Genomic DNA, 17,585 nt, shown 5'->3' with positions numbered 1-17,585 from the left:
TTCCCATGGCGCCCGCCACGCACGACGCATTGCCCGATCTTGACCGCGCGGGAGACATCCCGCTGCACGCCCAGGTGGCGTCGCGGTTGCGCGGATACATCCGCACGAACAAGCTCGCGGCGGGCGCCGTGCTGCCCAGCGAGGCCGCGCTGTGCGACCGCTTCGGCGTGGCGCGCAGCGTGGTGCGCCAGGCCCTCGCGGCACTTGCCGCCGAAGGCCTCATCCAACGCGAGACCGGCCGCCCCGCCACCGTGGCGGCGCCGCAGGAACACCGCCGCCTGGTGCAGCGGTCCACCGGTCTGTACGAACAGTTTGCCCAGTCGGGCGTTGCGCTGCGCACGCGCGTGCTGGCGCTGGGCCCGGCCGAGCCGCCCGCCGAGGTTGCCGAGTTCTTCGGCACCACCCGCCTCCTGATGCTCGAACGCCTGCGCCACGTGGCCGAAGCGCCGCTGGCCTACGTGCGCACCTGGCTGCCCGCCGACGCGGTGCCCGGCCTGCGCGCTGAACACCTGGCCGACGCCTCCCTGCACGGCGTGCTGACGCGGCAGTTCGGTCTGCGCCCCGGCGCCGGCCGCAACCAGATCCGCGCGGTCGCCGCAGACGGCGTACTGGCCGCCCTGCTGGACACGCAGGCCGGCACGCCGCTCCTGATGCTGCAGGGCCAGGGCATGGACCAGCACGGCAAGCCGCTGGAATGGTTCACCACCTGGCATCGCGCCGAACAACTGGTGTTCGACGTGGACGTCAGCATGGGGCAGGAAAGCGTGCAACCCCGGCTGCATGAAACCGCGCCTGAGCCGCAGGCGCCGGTCAACGGACAGGACCCGCTGGCGCGCGCGCAGGCGCTGGTGGCGGAGTTATCGGCGGAGCTGGCGCGGTTGCGTGGGCAGTCCTGATTCGCCACGCCGTTCGCGCGAGGCGGCTTTCAGCGTTCTGAGCCGCTGCGCGGCGCGGGCGATTTAGGGCGCTTATGGCGCTTTAATGCACTTTCAAGCGCTTCAAGCCGCGTTCCCCCCATTCCGGCTCGCCTTCCAGGCCGCTAACACCCTGTCGCAGATCGCCGGCGCCTCGCCGACATAATTCGCCGGATCGCCCAGACGATCCAGGTCATCGTCGCTGAGCAATCCGCGCGTCGCGGCATCGCTTTCCAACGCCGCACGCACTGCATCCCTGAGTGAACGCTTGTTCGCGACCGCATCGCGCGACGCGCGCTCCACCAGCGCATGCGCGGGCAGACGGCCCAGCCGCGTGCCCAGCGCCAACATGTAGGCCTCGCCCAGAATGAGACCGTCAGTCAGCGCCAGGTTCTGCGCCATCCGCTCGGGATACACCTCCAACCCGTCCAGCACGCCGGTCAAATGGCGCAACGCCCCGCCGGTCAGCGCGGCAATCTGGGGCAGCACATCCCATTCGGCCTGCCAGCCGCCCAGCGCGCGTTCATGTTCCTGGATCATTCCCGACAGCATCGTCGACACCAGCGGCGGCACGCGGATCGCGGCGGCCAGGATGGCCGCGCAGCCCACGGGATTGCGCTTGTGCGGCATGGTGCTCGATCCGCCTCGCCCCGGGCCCGATGGCTCGCTCACTTCGCCGACCTCGGATTGCGCCATCAGCGACAGGTCCCGCGCAATCTTGCCCATCGTGCCGGTCAGCACTCCCAGCGACGCGGCCAGGCTGGCAAGCCGGTCGCGGTGCGTGTGCCATGGCATCGCAGCCGCGCCCAGGCCCAGCTCGGCGGCCAGCGCCTGCACCACGTCGTTTGCCGACGGTCCCAGGCTGGCCAGCGTGCCCGCGGCGCCGCCGAATTGCAGCAGCGCCATCTGTGACGTGTCCTGCCGCACGCGCAGCCGGCTACGTTCCAGCGCCTCCAACCAGCCCGCCGTCTTGGCGCCGAATGTCGTGGGCAGCGCATGCTGCAGCCACGTGCGTCCGACCATGATGGTGTCCCGATGCGCGCGGGTCAGCCGCGCACACGCCAGCGAGGCGCGCTCCAGCCCCGCGTCCAGCCTGGCCGCCACCTGAAGCATCTGCAGGACAAGCGCGGTGTCCAGAATGTCCTGGCTGGTCGCGCCCCAATGCACGTAGCGGGCGGCTTCGGTATCCACGCGCGCGACGGCCGCGGTCAGTTGCTTGACGAAGGGGATGGCGATGTTGCCCGCCGCCACCGCAGCCCTGGCAATGCCGTCCACGTCCAGCACGCCGCGGATTTCGCCAACCCGGCAGACCTCATTGATGGCCGTTGCGGCGCTTGGAGGAATGACGCCGCATTGCGCCTGCGCGCGCGCCAGGGCCGCCTCCACGGCAAGCATCTGGCCGAGGGTCGCCGCGCCCGAAAACAGCGACAGGATCGCGTCATCCGAATAGATGGATTCGGTCAGCCCGGAAAGGTTGCTCATCGTGTAGACCTCGTCGCACACCGGCTCAGATGTCGAAGAACACGGTTTCTTCCGAACCCTGCAGGACGATGTTCCAGCGCAAAACGCCCGCCTCCGCCGCTGTTGCCACCAGCGTGCCGCGCCGGTGTGCGGGCACTTTGGCCAGGATCCAATCCGCCTCGTTGGCGCCGGCCTCATCCGGAAAGTACATTCGCGTCGACAGATGCTTGAGCAGGCCGCGCATGAAGACGGACACCACCAGATGCGGCGCCTGCAGTTGTCCGTCGGGTGCGGGCACACGGCCCGGCTTGATCGTGGTGAAACGAAAGCCGCCGTCCGGCTGCGTCGCCACCCGGCCAAAGCCGCCGAAGCCCGCGCTGCCCTCGTCATGCCGGGGGTCGTCCGGATGCCCGTACACACCGCGCGCATCGGCCTGCCATATCTCGACCATGCCGTCCGGCACCGGATTGCCCTCGCCATCGATCACGCGTCCTTCGATGACGACGGGCGCCGCGCCCAGGTCGCCGCACCCTGCCGTCAGATCGTCACGGTTCAACCCGGACAGCCCGATGTGCAGATAGGGACCGACAGTCTGTGAACTGGTGGGATAGAGCATGCGTTACTCCATGGGGGTGGCGTTGCGGCCGCGCAGGACGATGTCGAAGCGATAGCCCAGCGCGTACTCGGGCACGGTGGTCTCCCAATCCAGCGCAGCGATCAGCCGATTGCGCGCCTTGGCGTCTGGCACGCACTGGAAGATGGGATCGAACTCCAGCAGCGGGTCGCCGGGGAAATACATCTGGGTGACCAGACGCGTGGCATAGGCTCGGCCAAACAGCGAAAAGTGAATGTGCTGCGGACGCCATCCGTTGTAATGGTTGCCCCACGGATACGCCCCCGGCCGGATCGTCTTGAACTGGTAGCGCCCCTGCGCGTCCGTGACGGTTCGCCCTTCGCCGCTGAAGTTCGGATCCAGCGGCGCATCGTGCTGATCGCGCTTGTGCAGATAGCGGCCCGCGGCATTGGCCTGCCAGATCTCGATCAGCGCGTCCGGCACCGGCCGGCCGTTCTCGTCCAGCACCCGGCCGGACACGATGATGCGCTCGCCGATCGCCTCCGCCGTGGAAACGCGGGTCAGGTCGTTATCGCCCTGTTTGACGAACGCCGCACCAAACATCGGCCCCGTGACCTCCGAAAGCGTCTGCGGCACGACGATCAGCGGTTCGTTCGGCGAGCGCAAACGCGTGGATCCATACGGATCGAAACGGTAGCCCGGCTGGGTGTCCCAGAAGGGGCGCCGGTATTGAGCAAGATCGGACATCGCGAAAAATCTCCAATGAATCGAGCTTCAGGTTGCGCCGGCGAGCGGCGCGGGAGGTGCGTTGGCGCCTACCCGCCAAACCACCGCGCGGGAATGATCACCAGGGCCGGAAAGGCCACCATCAGGAACATGACGAGAAACTCGGCGGCCATGAACGGCAGGACGCCGCGCGTCACGTCGTCCATCTTCATCTTCCCCACGCCGGCCACCACGTTGAGCACGGTGCCCACGGGCGGCGTGACCAGCCCGATCGAGTTGTTGATGATGAACAGCACGCCGAAATACACCGGATCGATGCCCGCCGCGCGCACCACCGGCATCAGCACGGGCGTCAGGATCAGGATGGTCGGCGTCATGTCCATGGCCGTGCCCACCACCATCACCAGCACCATGATCGCGGCCATCAGCAGGATCTTGTTGCCCATGAAAGGCTGCAACATGTCCACGACCTTGGACGGCAGATCGGCCACGGTGATCAGCCACGCGCTGACCATGGCGGCGGCAATCAGGAACATGACGATGGCGCTGGTCTTGGCTGCCGACACGAACACTGCGTAGAGCTGATTGAGCTTGAGTTCGCGGTACACCAGCGTCGACACCAGCAGCGCGTAGGTTGCAGCGACGACCGCGGCTTCGGTCGGCGTGAAGACACCCATCCGCAGCCCAACCAGGATGATCACCGGCAGCATGAGCGCCCAGATCGCCTTGCGGAACGCGGTGGCAATTTCCTGCGGAGACTTGCGTGGCGGAGGCACGATCTTTTCGCGCCGGACCAGCCACGCCCACGTCAGCCACAACGCCCCACCGATCATCAGGCCGGGCGCGATCGCCGCCATGAACAGCTTGGAAATGGACACATTGGCCGCCACGCCGAAGATGACCAAGCCGATGCTGGGCGGAATGACGGGACCGATCACACCTGTCGCGGCAATCAGGCCACCCGCGGTCTGCTTCTTGTGGCCGGCGCTGACCATCATCGGCAGAAGCAGCGCCGTCAACGCGGCGGCGTCCGCCACAGCCGATCCCGACAGCGCCGACAGCAGGCAGCCCGCCATGATCGTGACGTAGCCAAGCCCGCCCTTCACGTGCCCGACCAGCGCCAGCGCAAGATCGACGATTCGGCGCGACAGCCCGCCCACGTTCATGATTTCGCCGGCCAGCATGAAGAACGGCACCGCCAGCAGCGGGAAGCTGTCCGCCCCGCCAATGACGTTCTGCGCGAGGATCTGTGCGTCGAAGATGTCCAGATGCCACATGAGCGCCACGCCGCTGGCCAGCAGCGCAAAGGCGATCGGCACACCCAGCGCCATGACCCCCAGCAGCGACCCGATGAACACGGCGATCGTCATGCGCTTCTCCCGGGCGCGCCGTTGCCGGCATCCTCGAGAATCTGCTTGAGCTGCACCGCCTCTTCGGACTCCTGGACCATGATCAGATCCTGGTCCTGCAGCTTGCCGGCGAGCACGCGGTACAGATCCATGGCGATGATCAGGCCCGCCATCACCGAAAACACCAATCCGGCCACGTAGACAATGGCCATCGGCAAGCCGCTCACGGGCGCGCTGACATCCGCATTGATCACCGCCTGATCCCAGCTTCCCTTGAACATGAGGCTCACGATGTAAAGCATCAGGACCTGTCCCGCGACGAGGCAGATCTTCTTACCCGCCGTGGGCAGCTTGGCCACGACCATGTCCATGCCCAGGTGGCCGCGCTCCTTCAGGGCGATGACCGCCCCCAGAAAGGTCAGCCAGATGAACATCCAGCGCGACAGCTCTTCCGACAGCGTGATGCCGGAGTTAAAGCCGTAACGCGCCACGACATTGCCGAAGACCAGCACCACCATCGCCGCCAGCAGCAAGGCGATGGCGAACTCCAGCACACGGCAGACCGCGCCGATGAATCTGTCTATGACGACCATGGCCAGCCTCCTTGCGGCGTCGGATGCGCGGGCGCCGGGCTCATGCCTTGGCGTCCTGCAAAAGCCCCACCAGACCACGCAACGCCGTCAGGTAGGACTGGGGCCCCAGCCCCTGCACCGTGCCGCGCACCGCCGGCGAAATAATTGAATGCGCGCGCCAGGTCTCACGGGCGGCGATGTTCGACATGTGCACCTCCAGCGAGGGAAACGGCATGGCCTTGATGGCATCGTGCAGCGGCACGCCGTGCTGGGTCAGCCCGGCAGGGTTCACCAAGGCGCCCTGGGCGGAGTCGATGTTCTCGTGCAGAAAGTCGATCAACGCGCCCTCATGGTTCGATTGCAGCGTCGACAACTGGACGCCCAGTTCCGCGGCCAGCGCCGCCAGGCGGTCGTTGATCTCCGCAAGCGTCGTGGTTCCGTAGATGTGCGGCTCGCGGCGGCCGAAAAGGTTGAGGTTGGGGCCGTGCAGGACAAGGATCTTCATGATGGGATGCCGGTGCGGGTTACTTGCGGATGCGGGCGAGTTCGTCGTTGTAGAGCTTGACGATCGCCGGGTCGTAGCTGCTGGTGAAGTGCTCGATCACCGGCTTGACGACCTGCTGCATGCGCGCCTTTTCGCCCGGTTCGATCGTGTTGAACTGGATGCCCTTGGCCTGCAATTCCGTCACTGCCTTCTGCGCGGCGGCCCGGCTGACCTTGCGCTGGTAGCCGCGCGCTTCATCGGCCGCCTCCTGCAGGATCTTCTGCTCGGCGGGCGACAGCTTGTCCCAGAACTTCTTGCTGACCAGCACGATATTCGCGGCATACACGTGGTTGGTCGCGCTGACGTACTTCTGCACTTCGTAGAACTTGTTGGACAGGATCACCGAATAGGGATTTTCCTGGCCGTCGACCGCCCGCGACTCCAGCGCACCGTACAGCTCCGCAAAGGGCATCGGCACGGGATTGGCCTTGAACGCCTTGAACGTATCGAGGAAGACAGGGTTGGGAATCACGCGGATCTTCAGGCCCGCCAGGTCCTCCGGCTTGCCGATGGCGTGCTTGGAGTTCGTCACGTTGCGAAAGCCCAGATCCCAGAAGCCCAGCGCGACCAGACCTTTTTCGGGCAGCTTGGCTATCAGCGCCTGCCCCAGCGGGCCGTCCAGCAGCGCGTCGGCCTGGCCGAAGTCGGTCACGGAAAACGGCAGATCGATCAGCCCGAACTCTTTGACGATGCCCGCCAGCGACGTGGAAGCCGGCGCGGACATCTCCTGCACGCCCCCCTGCAGCCCGGACTGCTGCTGCATTTCATTGCCGAGCTGCGAGGCGGGAAACTCCTTCACCTTCAGCTTTCCGCCGCTCTTGGCCGCCACCAGTTCCGTAAACTTCTGCACCCCCGCGCTGACGGGGTGATCCGTGTTGTTCAGATGGCCAAAGCGTATCGTGCGTTCCTGGACGTCCTGCGCGGCGGCCGTCATGGCGCTGGCGCACAGGGCCGCCGTCAATGCAATGCGGAAAAGGCTGGTCTTCATCGTTGTCTCCGGTGTTATTTGGAATTTTTTCGATGTCTGGCAAGACTCGGTAGTGGAATGTAATTCCGAGTGGAATAGTTTTCCACCTAGGGTTATCATCCATCACCCCACTACTTGTTGAGATGACATGGCCGGAGTCCTCGAACGCGCGCTCGCCGTCATGGAGCACCTGTCCTCCAGACCCGAAGGCGTGCCCCTCGCTTCACTTGCCCAGCAACTGGAGATTCCGCAGAGCGCCGCGCACCGTCTGCTGACAGACCTTTGCCGCTGCGGCTATGTGCGCCAGATCCGGGATCACGGCGACTACGCGCTGACAGCCCGGGTCGCTTCAATCGGGTTGAGCTATCTTGCGGCGACAGGCATCGTCGACATCGCCCAGCCGCTGGTGGATCGGCTGGCGGACATCTCCGGCGAACTCGTGCGGCTGGCCATCGTGGACAACGAAGAGCGGCTGACCTGGGTTGCGAAGGCGCAGGGCGCGCGTCACGGCCTGCGCTACGACCCGGAGATGGGCTCAGAAGCCAGGCTGTCGTGCAGCGCCTCCGGCCACGCGTGGATGCTGACGATGACCGACGAACGCGCGCTGGACCTGGTTTCGCGCCAGGGTTTCGGTTCGCCGGAGGAATACGGTCCCAATGCCCCCACCACCATCGCCGCGCTGACGAAGATGCTTCAGGCCGGACGCAAGCGCGGCTACGCGATGATCAACGAAGTGTTCGCGCCGGGGATGACCGCGATGGCAGCGCCCGTGCAGCGCAAGGGCGAGGCGGCCATTGGCGTACTGAGCATTGCCGGTCCGGCGATGCGCCTGACCGAAGCGCGGATGGAAGCGCTGGGTCCCGACCTGCTGGCGGCTGCGCAGGAACTGGCGCTGGCCAGCCTGGCATCGCCGATGTTCCGGACGCGCTTCCCGATGCAGGGCCGCAATTCCGGAGACGAGGCGTCCGCGGATTAATCCGCCGCCGGCTCTTCACCCTGCGCGGGGCCGTTTCCCCAGGTGCCCACGCGCGCGGAGCGCAGCAACGGCGAGGCGTCTCCGGCCTGCGCCAGCTCGCTTGCCGCGCGCAGCAGCGCCGGCCCGAATTTCTCCATGGCTTTAACGGTCAAGCGTTGCGACGGACCGGCCACCACCAGGATGCCGGTGCTTTGATGCCCGGGACGCCGGATGGGCGCCGCCATCGCGCTCATGCCGGCCGCGTAGACGTCCTGCAGAATGCTGTAGCCGCGCCGCCGATGCGCGTCCAGGCTGGCCAGCAACGCGCGGATCGACGTGGGGGCATTCGGCCCGAAATCCCGCGGTTTTCCCAGCCCCTGTTCGGTGACGTAGGCAATGGCCTGGTCTTCAGGCAACGTCATCAACCACGCGTGGCCGGCCGCGCTGCACGACAGGCGCAGGTCGATGCCCATGTCCGGGTCGTACAGCAGCCCGGATTTCGCGCCTTGCGCCTTGGCCACCAGCGTCAGACGCTTGCCGTCGACAATGGCCAGTCGCACGAGTTCACCGGTTGCCGCGGCAAAACGGTCGATAACCGGCTGCGCGATGTCGATCACGCCGGACCGGCTCAGGAAACTCAAACCCATCGACGCCAGCTTGGTCGTCAATGCGTATTCGCCCCGCACCGACGTCTGCCGGACGTAGCCGAACTTCATGAGTTCGTGGAGGGTTCGGTGACATCCGCTGCGCAGTTGGTGCAGGTCGTCCGCAATGTCGGCGAGGTTCGCGCCGTCGGGATGGGCAGCCAGGTATTCAAGCAACGCCAGTGTTTTTTCGATTGCCCCGCTCATCGCGCTCTCCGGGTGACCATCCATGGAATCGTTCAATTTTTGAATTCGATCAAATTTTGAACGGGATTCAAAATTATGCCCTATGCTCGCAGCCGGGTATTCACACGATGGCCCGCCGCCGTAACCGCATCAACCGGACCTTTGCCAACGACAACCGAAGAAGGTGCTTGTGATGAATTCAAAGAAGACGTGCTTGCGCATTGCCGCGAATGCCGCAGCGACCATCCTGGCCTGCCTTGCCGTGGCGGGAGCCGCCGCCGCACAGGAGATCAAGGCGCGCACGATGAAATTCGCGTTCAGCCTGGCTGCGGACCATCCGCTGGGCCAGGGCGCGCAGAAATTTGCCGATCTGGTCGCCGAGAAAAGCGGCGGCAAGATGAAGGTGTCGATCTACGCCAATGCGGTGTTGGGTGGGGACCCGCAGAACCTGTCGGCGGTCCGCGGCGGCACGCTGGATTTCACCTCGATGGCGACGGGCCTCCTGGCCGGCATCGACAAGCGGTTCATGGTCTTTGACCTGCCGTTCCTGTTCAACGACGCACGCGAGGCGTACGCGGTTTCGGACGGACCCGTTGCCCAGCGCCTCTTGAACGGCCTGTCCGATCACGGCCTGATCGGCCTGGGCATCTGGGGCCTGGGCTTTCGCAACATGACCAACAGCAAGCGCCCGATCGCGCAGGCGCAGGACCTGCAAGGCCTGAAGATGCGCGTCATTGCCGCCCCCGTCTACATCGACATGTTCAAGACGCTGGGCGCCAACCCGGTGCCGATGACGTTCGGAGAGGTCTACGGCGCGCTGGAGTCCAAGGCCATCGACGGCCAGGACAATCCGGTGGGCGTGATCCTGTCCGCCAAGTTTGCCGAAGTGCAGAAATACCTGTCGCTGACGCGCCATATCTACACGGGCATGCCGTTCCTGATGAGCCGCAAGACGTGGGACAGCATGTCGGACGCCGAGCGCAAGATCATCCTGGAAGCGGCCGCCGAGGCCAAGGCGGAAGAACGGCGGATCTCGCAGGCCAAGGAAGCGGTGGCCATCGACGATCTGCGCAAGGTCATGCAGGTCAACACCTTGACGCCTGAAGCGGTCGAGCGCCTGCGCGGCGCAGTCAAACCCGTGGTGGACAAGTTCGCGGGCGAAATCGGACCCGACGTCATGCAGCAGGTCACCGCGGAACTTGCCGCGTTGCGGGCCAAGAACTGATCATGGCCATGCTCGGAAAGGCAGCGATCGCAATGTGGTGGGACATTGCGCCGGCGTGGCGCGCGGAGTTCGAAGACTGGCATACCCATGAGCACTTCCCGGAGCGCATGGGCGTTCCCGGGTTTCTGCGCGGCACGCGCTGGACCAGCGCCCAGGGCGGGGAAGGATTCTTCGTGCTGTACGAGCTGGAGGCCTACGAAACGCTGGTCTCCCCCGGCTACCTCCAGCGGCTCAACGCCCCCACGCCGTGGTCCACGAAGCTCATGCCGCAGCACCGCAACATGATCCGCAGCCAATGCCGCGTGGTCGAGAGCGTCGGCGGCGGCTTGGCCAGATATGCCCTGACGATTCGCCTGTCCCCCTTGCCGGGGTCGGAGGAAGCGCTGCGTGCGTATCTGAAGGCGCATGCGGCGGCCGCGGCGGCGCAGCCGGGATTGTCCGGCGCGCATCTGATCGTGACGGACACGCCGGCAATGAACGCCACCACGGAACAGAAAATACGCGGCGGAAAAGACCGCGCGGCCGACTGGATCTACGTCGTCAATGGTTATGCGATCAACGCAGTGACCGCCTGCGACGGCGACATTCTGAACTCGGCCCAGATGCGCGCGATGACGGGTGGTGGCCCGGCGTGGTCAGACGTCTATTGCCTGTCCCACACACTGGAGCGTGCGGGGGCAAGGTAATTCGCTGCCCCCCGCCCTGACCCGTCACCGCCAGGCGCGATGCCGATCAGCGCACCATGCAAGGCCGCTTGTTGTCGAACTTCCACCCAGGCACCAGATACTGCATCGCCGTAGCGTCGTCGCGCGCGCCCAGGCCGTGCTGCAGATAAAGCTGATGGGCGCGCTCGATCGCGTCCATGTCCAACTCGATGCCCAGCCCGCCGGTCTGCGGCAGCTCGACATAACCGTTGCGGATCTGCAGCGGATTGCGGGTCAGGTGCTGGCCGTCCTGCCAGATCCAGTGCGTGTCGATCGCGGTGACGCGGCCCGGCGCGGCGGCGCCCACATGCGTGAACATCGCCAGCGACACGTCGAAGTGGTTGTTGGAATGCGAGCCCCACGTCAGGCCGAACGCCTGGCAGGTCTGCGCCACGCGCACCGAGCCCTGCAGGGTCCAGAAATGCGGGTCGGCCAGCGGGATGTCGACCGATTGCAGCGACAGCGCATGCGCCATCTCGCGCCAGTCGGTAGCCACCATGTTGGTGGCGGTGGGCAGGCCGGTGGCGCGGCGGAATTCGGCCATGACCTCGCGGCCGGAAAACACGCCTTCGGCGCCGCACGGGTCTTCCGCATAAGCCATCACGCCATGCAGGTCGCGGCACAGCCGCACCGCGTCCTTGAGCAGCCAGCCGCCGTTCGGGTCGAGCGTGACGCGCGCGTCGGGAAAGCGCTCGTGCAAGGCGCGGATGGCTTCGACCTCTTCTTCGCCGCGCAGCACGCCGCCCTTGAGCTTGAAATCCTGGAAGCCGTAGCGTTCGTGGGCCGCCTCGGCCAGCCGGACGATGGCCTCGGGCGTCATCGCCTTTTCGTGCCGCACGCGCAGCCAGCCTTCGGCGTCGGGCGCCGTCTGGTAAGGCAACGGCGTTTGTGCTGAGTCGCCCACGTAGAACAGATAGCCCAGCATCTGCACGGACGTGCGTTGCACACCTTCACCCAGCAGCGCCGCGACAGGCACGCCCAGGTGCTGGCCCAGCAGGTCCAGCAGCGCCGATTCGACTGCCGTCACGGCATGGATCGCCACGCGCAGGTCGAAGGTCTGGGCGCCGCGGCCGGCGCTGTCCAGCCCAGCGAAGGCCTGGCGCATCTGATTCAGCGTGTGCTGATAGTTGCCGATGGAGCTGCCCGCGATCAGGGCGCGTGCGTCCTCCAGCGTGGTGCGGATCTTTTCGCCGCCGGGGACTTCGCCCACGCCGGTGTTGCCGGCGCTGTCGGTCAGGATGACCAGGTTGCGCGTGAAGTAAGGGGCGTGAGCGCCGCTCAGGTTGAGCAGCATGGAGTCCTGGCCGGCCACCGGCACGACGCGCATGCCGGTGATCGTGGGCGTCTGGGAGGCTTGGGATGCGTGAAGAGTCATGATTGCTTCTTGAAAAAGCCCGGCCGCCACGGCCGGGTGCGTTGCGTCATTGCACGGAGATGCCGCCGGTCTCGATGACCTGCTTCCAGCGGGCGCTTTCCTGCTGCTGGAATTTCGTGAAGGCTTCGGGCGAGTTGGCGACGACCTCCAGGCCGATGTCGGTGAAGGGCTTGCTGATCGCCGGATCCTTCAGGGCGGCGGTCAGGGCGGCGGACAGCTTGTCGCGCACGTCGGCGGGCAGGTTCTTCGGAGCCACGACGGCCTGCCAGGCGTAGACGTCGACACCCGGCACCGATGCTTCGGCGAACGTGGGCACGTCGGGCAGCACCGGCGAACGCTTGGAACCCGTGACGGCGATGGCCTTGAGCTTACCGGACTTGATGTGCGGCAGCACGGCATTCACGTTCTGAAAGGACATCTCCACCTGATTGCCCAGCAGATCGGAAATGGCTGGTGCGCCGCCCTTGTACGGCACGTGCAGGCCCTTCGTGCCGGTCTTCTGCCAGAAGAGTTCGGCAGTCAGGTGGTCGGACGACCCCGCGCCCGACGTCGCGAAGCTGATCGCGCCCGGCTTTTCCTTCAGCAGCGCCAGCACGTCCTGCACGCTGTTGACCTTGGAGGCGAGCTGCGGGCTGACCACCAGGACATTGGGGGTCTGCACGGCCACGGTCAGGTACGTGAAGTCCTTGGCCGGATCGTAGGTGATGCCCTTCATCAGGTGCGGCGCCACCACCAGCGGGGCCAGCGACGTGACCATCAGGGTGTAGCCGTCCGGCGCGGCGCGGGCCACCTGCGAGGCGCCGATCGTGCCGGTGGCGCCGGCCTTGTTTTCCACGACGAAGGATTGCTTGAGCTGTTCACCCAGCTTGTTGGCCAACGCGCGCGCCACCGAATCGGTCGCGCCGCCGGGCGGGAACGGCACGACGACCGTGACGGCCTTGTCGGGCCAGGCGTGCGCCACGCCGGCTGCGGCCATCAAGGTCAAACCAACAATCCACTTGCGCGCGTTGCTCGTCATTACTGTCTCCGGTATAGGTTCTTTTATGGACGTTAACGTTACCATTTCCTTTGTTAACGTTAACATCACGGCCTTTTTAGAATATTTCTTCGCCCTCTCCGGCTACTATCCGGACAAACCCTAACCGCCTCCGGCCCGCAAGACCGGCGTCTGCAGGTAGGCTTGACCCCAGTTTCACGTCCGTTCCTGTTCCCTTTATGCGCCCGTCCCGAATGCCGTCCGCCGATTCGCCTTCCCGCTCCCCGGAGCGCGCCAACGTCACCGTGCGCGAGGTGGCGCAGGCGGCCGGGGTGTCCATGATCACCGTGTCGCGCGCCATCAATACGCCGCAGCAGGTTTCCCCGGCCACGCTCGACAAGGTCAATGCCGCGATCCAGGCGCTGGGTTACGTGCCTAACCTGATGGCCGGCAGCTTGCGCCTGTCACGCAGCAACCTGGTCATGGTGCTGGTGCCCTCGATCACGGGCTCGCTTTTCGGCGGCATGCTCACGGCGTTGACGCGGTCGCTCGAGGCCAAGGGCTTCCAGCTCATGGTGGGCCAAAGCGGCTACGACTCACCGCGCGAGGACGCCCTGCTGCGCGCCATCATCGGGCGCCGCCCCGATGGCATCGTGCTGACGGGCGTGATGCATTCTCCGCAGGGCCGGCAGCTCCTCAAGGCATCCGGCATCCCCATCGTCGAAACGTGGGACGCCACGGACGCGCCCATCGATATGCTGCTCAGCCTGTCGCATGACGCGATCGGGGCCGCGGTCAGCCACTATCTGCGCGACGCCGGCAAGACGCGGCAGGCGGTGCTTAGCGGCGACGACCACCGCGCCCGGCTGCGCGCCGAAAGCCTGGTCCGCGCCGCCGTCGATTCGGGCCTGCCCGAACCGCTGGTGCACTACATGCCCGCGCCGACGACGCACGCGCAAGGCCGCGAAGGCCTGCGCGCCCTGCAGCGTTCTGGCCAGGGCATCGACGCGGTGTTCTGCAGTTCGGACATGATGGCCGCTGGCGTCCTGACGGAGGCCGCGGCGCAAGGGCTGGAGGTGCCGCGGCAATTGGCCGTGATGGGCTTTGGCGACATGGAGATCGCCGCGTCGATGTCCCCGGCCATCACGTCCGTGCACGTGGATGGGGCCGCCATCGGCGCGCAGGCGGCCGAGATGATCGGCCTGCGCGCGAACGGCCTGCGTCCCGCGCAATCGGTGGTCGAAATCGGCTTTCGCATCGTGACTCGCGACAGCGCATAACTCTGGCCCGCAGCATCCTCGCAGCGCATTGTTGTCGCCCGGACAACACCGTGCGTCCCTGCGCGGGTCTACCGCGCCGCAAGCGCCACCTCTAGGATCTGTCCTGACCGGCCACGCACCGCGGCGCGGCGATTTCAGGAGATCCCCACATGTCCACGCCCGCCATCGCGCCCCACCGCAATACGCAGGGAGCGCCGCATGCTGCCGCATGAATGGATCGCGCAATACGGCGTGCTGGCCGTGTTCCTGAACGTGCTGGGCGCATCGCTCGGCCTGCCGCTTCCCGTCATGCCCACGCTCATCGCCGTGGGCGCCAGCCAGGCGGCGACGGCCGGCGCAGCGGGCCACGTCGCCTTGCCGCTGGCCGTCGTGCTGGCCGTCGCGGTGCTGGCTGGCGTGCTGGCGGACCTGCTCTGGTTCCGCGGCGGCCGACGCTACGGGCCGCGCACGCTGCACACCGTGTGCAACCTGTCGCTCTCGCGCGAGGCCTGCATCAGCAGGACCGAGCGCTTCTTCAACCGCTGGGGCGTGCGCCTGTTGATCGTCGCGCGCTTCATGCCCGGTCTGTCGATGGTGGCCGTGCCGCTGTGCGGCGCAAGCGGCACGCGCCTGCGGTCGTTCGTCTGGCACGACTGCGCGGGCCTGGCGTTGTGGGCCGCGGCGGGGCTGGTCCTGGGCGCAGTATTTTCCGCGCGGGTGGAAGCGTTGTTGGCAGCACTGAGTGCGCTGGGCGGCCGCGCGTCAGTCGTAGCCATCGCGGCCGCGGCGCTGTTCCTGGCGTATCGCTATGCCCGGCGCGCGTGGGGCGTGAAAGCGGCGCGCCAGGCCGGCCCGACCGCTCCTTGAACGGACGTCTGAAGGCAATCAGGAATCGACATCATGCACCTCGGAAAATCCTATCGCCTGTGCGAATTCGTGGTCTGGACGCGCCGGACCATCTATATCCTCGCCGCCCTCAGCCTTGTGCCCGTGCTGCTGTACCAGGTGGCCGGCATGAAATGGCTGACGCTGCCTTTGTCGGTGGTGACGCTGTTGGGCACCGCGACCACGTTCGTCGTGGGCTTCAAGAATGTGCAGACGTACACGCGCACGGTGGAGGCGCAGAAGATCTGGATGGGCATCGTCAGCGCCAGCCGCGCGTGGGGCATGCTGTGCGGCCACTATGCGGGTGACGCCGGGCGCGCCGCAGGGCTGGTCGACCGGCATCTGGCGTGGCTGACGGCCCTGCGGTATCAGCTTCGCGCGCCCCGGGTCTGGGAGTCCATGCAGAACCGGCCGAATGCGGAATACGGCAAGCGCTACGTGATCCCCGAGCGCCGCATGCCGCTTGATTCCGCGCTGGCCCGTTACCTGCCAGCGGCGGAAATCGCAGCCTTGGCGACGGCCGACAACAAGGCGGTGCAACTGCTGGATGGGCAAGCCCGCGCGGCCAGGCAACTGCTGGACGCGGGCGCGATCACGGCGTCGGAATACGCTGACCTGAACGGGCGCCTGCGCGACCTGCTCGACCTGCAAGGGCAGGCCGAACGCATCAAGGATTTTCCGTATCCGCGCCAGTACGCGATCATCAACACGCTTTTCGTGCGCGCGTTCTGCGTGGCGCTGCCTTTTGGCCTGACCGCGCAGTTCGACCTGATCGGCGACGCTGCGGGCGGCTTCATGCAGGGCCAGATGGCGTGGCTGGCCGCGCCCTTCAGCGTCATCATTTCGTGGATCTACACCTCGCTGGAACAGGTGGGCCAGAGCACCGAAAATCCGTTCGAAGGCAATGCCAACGACGTGCCGATCAGTCAGTTGAGCACGATGGTGGAACGGGACCTGAGGCAGATGCGCGGCGCCACGGCGCTGCCGCCGCTGTGCACGAATGACATCGTGCTGTAGCTCCCGCGGCTCAAGATGGGAGAGCGCCATGGACGTCCCGCGCGCTTGTCGCAGGCAGGCCCCTGCGGCAAAATACCTGCCTCCCTCCCCCCTCGTCCCGGCGCTGGCCCTCTCCATGACCGACTCTGTCGCCCTCTTCGACCAGCACCGTTCCCGCCTTTACGCCATCGCCTACCGGATGCTGGGCGCCGTGGCCGAGGCCGAAGACGTGGTGCAGGAAGCCTGGCTGCGCTGGCATGGCGCGGACCGCGCCTGCATCCAGAACCCGGAGGCCTGGCTCGTCACTGCCACGACGCGCCTGTCCATCGACCGCCTGCGCGCCGCCAAGGCCGAGCGCGAAAACTACGTGGGCGTCTGGCTACCCGAACCGATGCTGATGGCCGCGCCGTCGACGCCGGAGCAGATCCACGAGATGGCGGACGACGTTTCGGTGGCGTTTCTGTTCATGCTGGAACGACTGTCGCCAGATGCCCGCGCGGCGTTTCTGATGCGCGATGTGTTCGACGCGGACTACGAGGACATCGCACAAACGCTGGACAAGAACCCGGCTGCCGTCCGCCAGATGGTGCGGCGGGCGCGGCAGCAACTGCGCCAGGGCGCACCGCGCGAAGCAGTGCCGCGCGCAACGCTGCAGCGCCTGTTGCAGGCATTTGCCGATGCGATGCAGCGCAGCGATTTCAACGGACTCCTTGCTTTGCTGAGCGACGACGCCGAGCTCATCGGCGACGGCGGCGACAAGGTCACGGCATTTGCCAGCCTGGTCGGCGGCAAGCGACTGGCGCAACTTTTTTATGCGGGCAAGCGCCGGTATCGCGATGCGCTGGACGTCGAGGTGGTGCAGGTGAATGGGCAATGGACCTTGTTGCGCTTCATCGATGGCGAGCTGGAATCCGTGCAGTCTTATGAGACCGACGGCGAGCGGTTGACGCGGGTGCTGGTGCAACGCAATCCGGACAAGCTGGCTCGTATCGCTGCGGAGCTCAAGCGTTCCTGACCGACGCGGTTTGCGCGGTTTCGGAGTTGTTGGTTGTAGTGCCGGGTTGGAGTTAGGGGCGCGGTTGGGTTCTTAAGACGCCCGGCGCGGCGTGGGCCTGGGGTGGGCGGGGCTCCGATTGCGGTCCGGAGCCTTCGCTCCGGACTACCCCGTCCTCAACCTTGTATGGTGTGGATGCGTCTTTCGAAGAAGAAAGGCGCTGGGGTAAGGGACGTCTTCAACCATCAGCCGGTTGCACCCGGACTGCCACTACGAGAG

At 66.3% G+C, this 17,585-nt stretch carries 18 protein-coding genes; 8 read left to right on the top strand and 10 right to left on the bottom strand.

Annotated features, from left to right (window positions below; genetic code table 11):
• Positions 1-5: 5 nt before the first annotated feature.
• Positions 6-896, top strand: coding sequence for a GntR family transcriptional regulator (locus tag HV681_RS27105; protein WP_175126190.1), 891 nt, complete (start codon positions 6-8; stop codon positions 894-896).
• Between the two features lie 102 nt (positions 897-998).
• Here HV681_RS27105 and HV681_RS27100 read toward each other — a convergent pair whose 3' ends face one another.
• The 7 genes from HV681_RS27100 to HV681_RS27070 all read right to left on the bottom strand — a co-directional run bounded on the left by HV681_RS27100 (position 999) and on the right by HV681_RS27070 (position 7,128).
• The gene (locus tag HV681_RS27100; RefSeq protein WP_175126189.1) at positions 999-2,396 is read right to left on the bottom strand and encodes a 3-carboxy-cis,cis-muconate cycloisomerase; all 1,398 of its coding nucleotides are present in this window, start codon (positions 2,394-2,396) and stop codon (positions 999-1,001) included.
• Positions 2,397-2,421: 25 nt separating this feature from the next.
• Positions 2,422-2,991, bottom strand: a complete 570-nt coding sequence (pcaG, locus tag HV681_RS27095) for a protocatechuate 3,4-dioxygenase subunit alpha (protein ID WP_175126188.1) — start codon at positions 2,989-2,991, stop codon at positions 2,422-2,424.
• A gap of 3 nt (positions 2,992-2,994) precedes the next feature.
• The gene (gene pcaH / locus HV681_RS27090) at positions 2,995-3,696 is read right to left on the bottom strand and encodes a protocatechuate 3,4-dioxygenase subunit beta (protein WP_175126187.1); all 702 of its coding nucleotides are present in this window, start codon (positions 3,694-3,696) and stop codon (positions 2,995-2,997) included.
• 68 nt (positions 3,697-3,764) lie between these two features.
• Complete coding sequence (locus tag HV681_RS27085; protein ID WP_056563400.1) at positions 3,765-5,045, bottom strand: TRAP transporter large permease subunit; 1,281 nt, start codon at positions 5,043-5,045, stop codon at positions 3,765-3,767.
• Positions 5,042-5,608, bottom strand: a complete 567-nt coding sequence (locus HV681_RS27080) for a TRAP transporter small permease (RefSeq protein ID WP_370633061.1) — start codon at positions 5,606-5,608, stop codon at positions 5,042-5,044. The genes HV681_RS27085 and HV681_RS27080 overlap by 4 nt, the downstream gene beginning before the upstream one ends.
• 49 nt (positions 5,609-5,657) lie before the next feature.
• Complete coding sequence (locus HV681_RS27075) at positions 5,658-6,101, bottom strand: type II 3-dehydroquinate dehydratase (RefSeq protein WP_175126185.1); 444 nt, start codon at positions 6,099-6,101, stop codon at positions 5,658-5,660.
• 19 nt (positions 6,102-6,120) lie between these two features.
• Positions 6,121-7,128 carry a TRAP transporter substrate-binding protein gene (locus tag HV681_RS27070; RefSeq protein ID WP_175126184.1) on the bottom strand — a complete coding sequence of 336 codons (1,008 nt, stop codon included), beginning with the start codon at positions 7,126-7,128 and terminating at the stop codon, positions 6,121-6,123.
• Between the two features lie 127 nt (positions 7,129-7,255).
• On the opposite strand from HV681_RS27070, the gene HV681_RS27065 reads away from it, so the two are divergent.
• Positions 7,256-8,083, top strand: coding sequence for an IclR family transcriptional regulator (locus HV681_RS27065; protein WP_175126183.1), 828 nt, complete (start codon positions 7,256-7,258; stop codon positions 8,081-8,083).
• Here HV681_RS27065 and HV681_RS27060 read toward each other — a convergent pair.
• Positions 8,080-8,913, bottom strand: coding sequence for an IclR family transcriptional regulator (locus HV681_RS27060; protein ID WP_175126182.1), 834 nt, complete (start codon positions 8,911-8,913; stop codon positions 8,080-8,082). The genes HV681_RS27065 and HV681_RS27060 overlap by 4 nt on opposite strands.
• Positions 8,914-9,085: 172 nt before the next feature.
• On the opposite strand from HV681_RS27060, the gene HV681_RS27055 reads away from it, so the two are divergent.
• Together HV681_RS27055 and HV681_RS27050 are read left to right on the top strand one after the other, a co-directional pair.
• Positions 9,086-10,117 (top strand): TRAP transporter substrate-binding protein, encoded by a 1,032-nt coding sequence (locus HV681_RS27055; protein WP_175126181.1) that lies wholly within the window; start codon positions 9,086-9,088, stop codon positions 10,115-10,117.
• A 2-nt stretch (positions 10,118-10,119) separates the two neighbouring features.
• The gene (locus tag HV681_RS27050) at positions 10,120-10,803 is read left to right on the top strand and encodes a hypothetical protein (protein WP_175126180.1); all 684 of its coding nucleotides are present in this window, start codon (positions 10,120-10,122) and stop codon (positions 10,801-10,803) included.
• A 46-nt stretch (positions 10,804-10,849) separates the two neighbouring features.
• Here HV681_RS27050 and gudD read toward each other — a convergent pair whose 3' ends face one another.
• Positions 10,850-12,196 (bottom strand): glucarate dehydratase, encoded by a 1,347-nt coding sequence (gene gudD / locus HV681_RS27045; RefSeq protein WP_175126179.1) that lies wholly within the window; start codon positions 12,194-12,196, stop codon positions 10,850-10,852.
• Between the two features lie 46 nt (positions 12,197-12,242).
• Positions 12,243-13,214, bottom strand: a complete 972-nt coding sequence (locus HV681_RS27040) for a Bug family tripartite tricarboxylate transporter substrate binding protein (RefSeq protein WP_175126178.1) — start codon at positions 13,212-13,214, stop codon at positions 12,243-12,245.
• Between the two features lie 212 nt (positions 13,215-13,426).
• Here HV681_RS27040 and HV681_RS27035 point away from each other — a divergent pair, with 212 nt between their 5' ends.
• From HV681_RS27035 to HV681_RS27020, 4 genes are all read left to right on the top strand, one after another.
• The gene (locus HV681_RS27035; RefSeq protein WP_246282914.1) at positions 13,427-14,452 is read left to right on the top strand and encodes a LacI family DNA-binding transcriptional regulator; all 1,026 of its coding nucleotides are present in this window, start codon (positions 13,427-13,429) and stop codon (positions 14,450-14,452) included.
• Between the two features lie 198 nt (positions 14,453-14,650).
• Positions 14,651-15,298 (top strand): DedA family protein, encoded by a 648-nt coding sequence (locus HV681_RS27030; protein ID WP_175126177.1) that lies wholly within the window; start codon positions 14,651-14,653, stop codon positions 15,296-15,298.
• 33 nt (positions 15,299-15,331) lie between these two features.
• Positions 15,332-16,333 (top strand): bestrophin family protein, encoded by a 1,002-nt coding sequence (locus tag HV681_RS27025; RefSeq protein WP_175126176.1) that lies wholly within the window; start codon positions 15,332-15,334, stop codon positions 16,331-16,333.
• 115 nt (positions 16,334-16,448) lie between these two features.
• A complete protein-coding gene (locus HV681_RS27020; RefSeq protein WP_175126175.1) occupies positions 16,449-17,327 on the top strand; it encodes an RNA polymerase sigma-70 factor in 879 nt (292 codons plus the stop codon).
• Positions 17,328-17,585: the final 258 nt, after the last annotated feature.

The organism is Achromobacter animicus (genome assembly GCF_902859585.1).
Classification (GTDB): Bacteria; Pseudomonadota; Gammaproteobacteria; order Burkholderiales; family Burkholderiaceae_B; genus Achromobacter; species Achromobacter animicus.
This window is presented reverse-complemented; position numbering and strand designations above follow the sequence as displayed.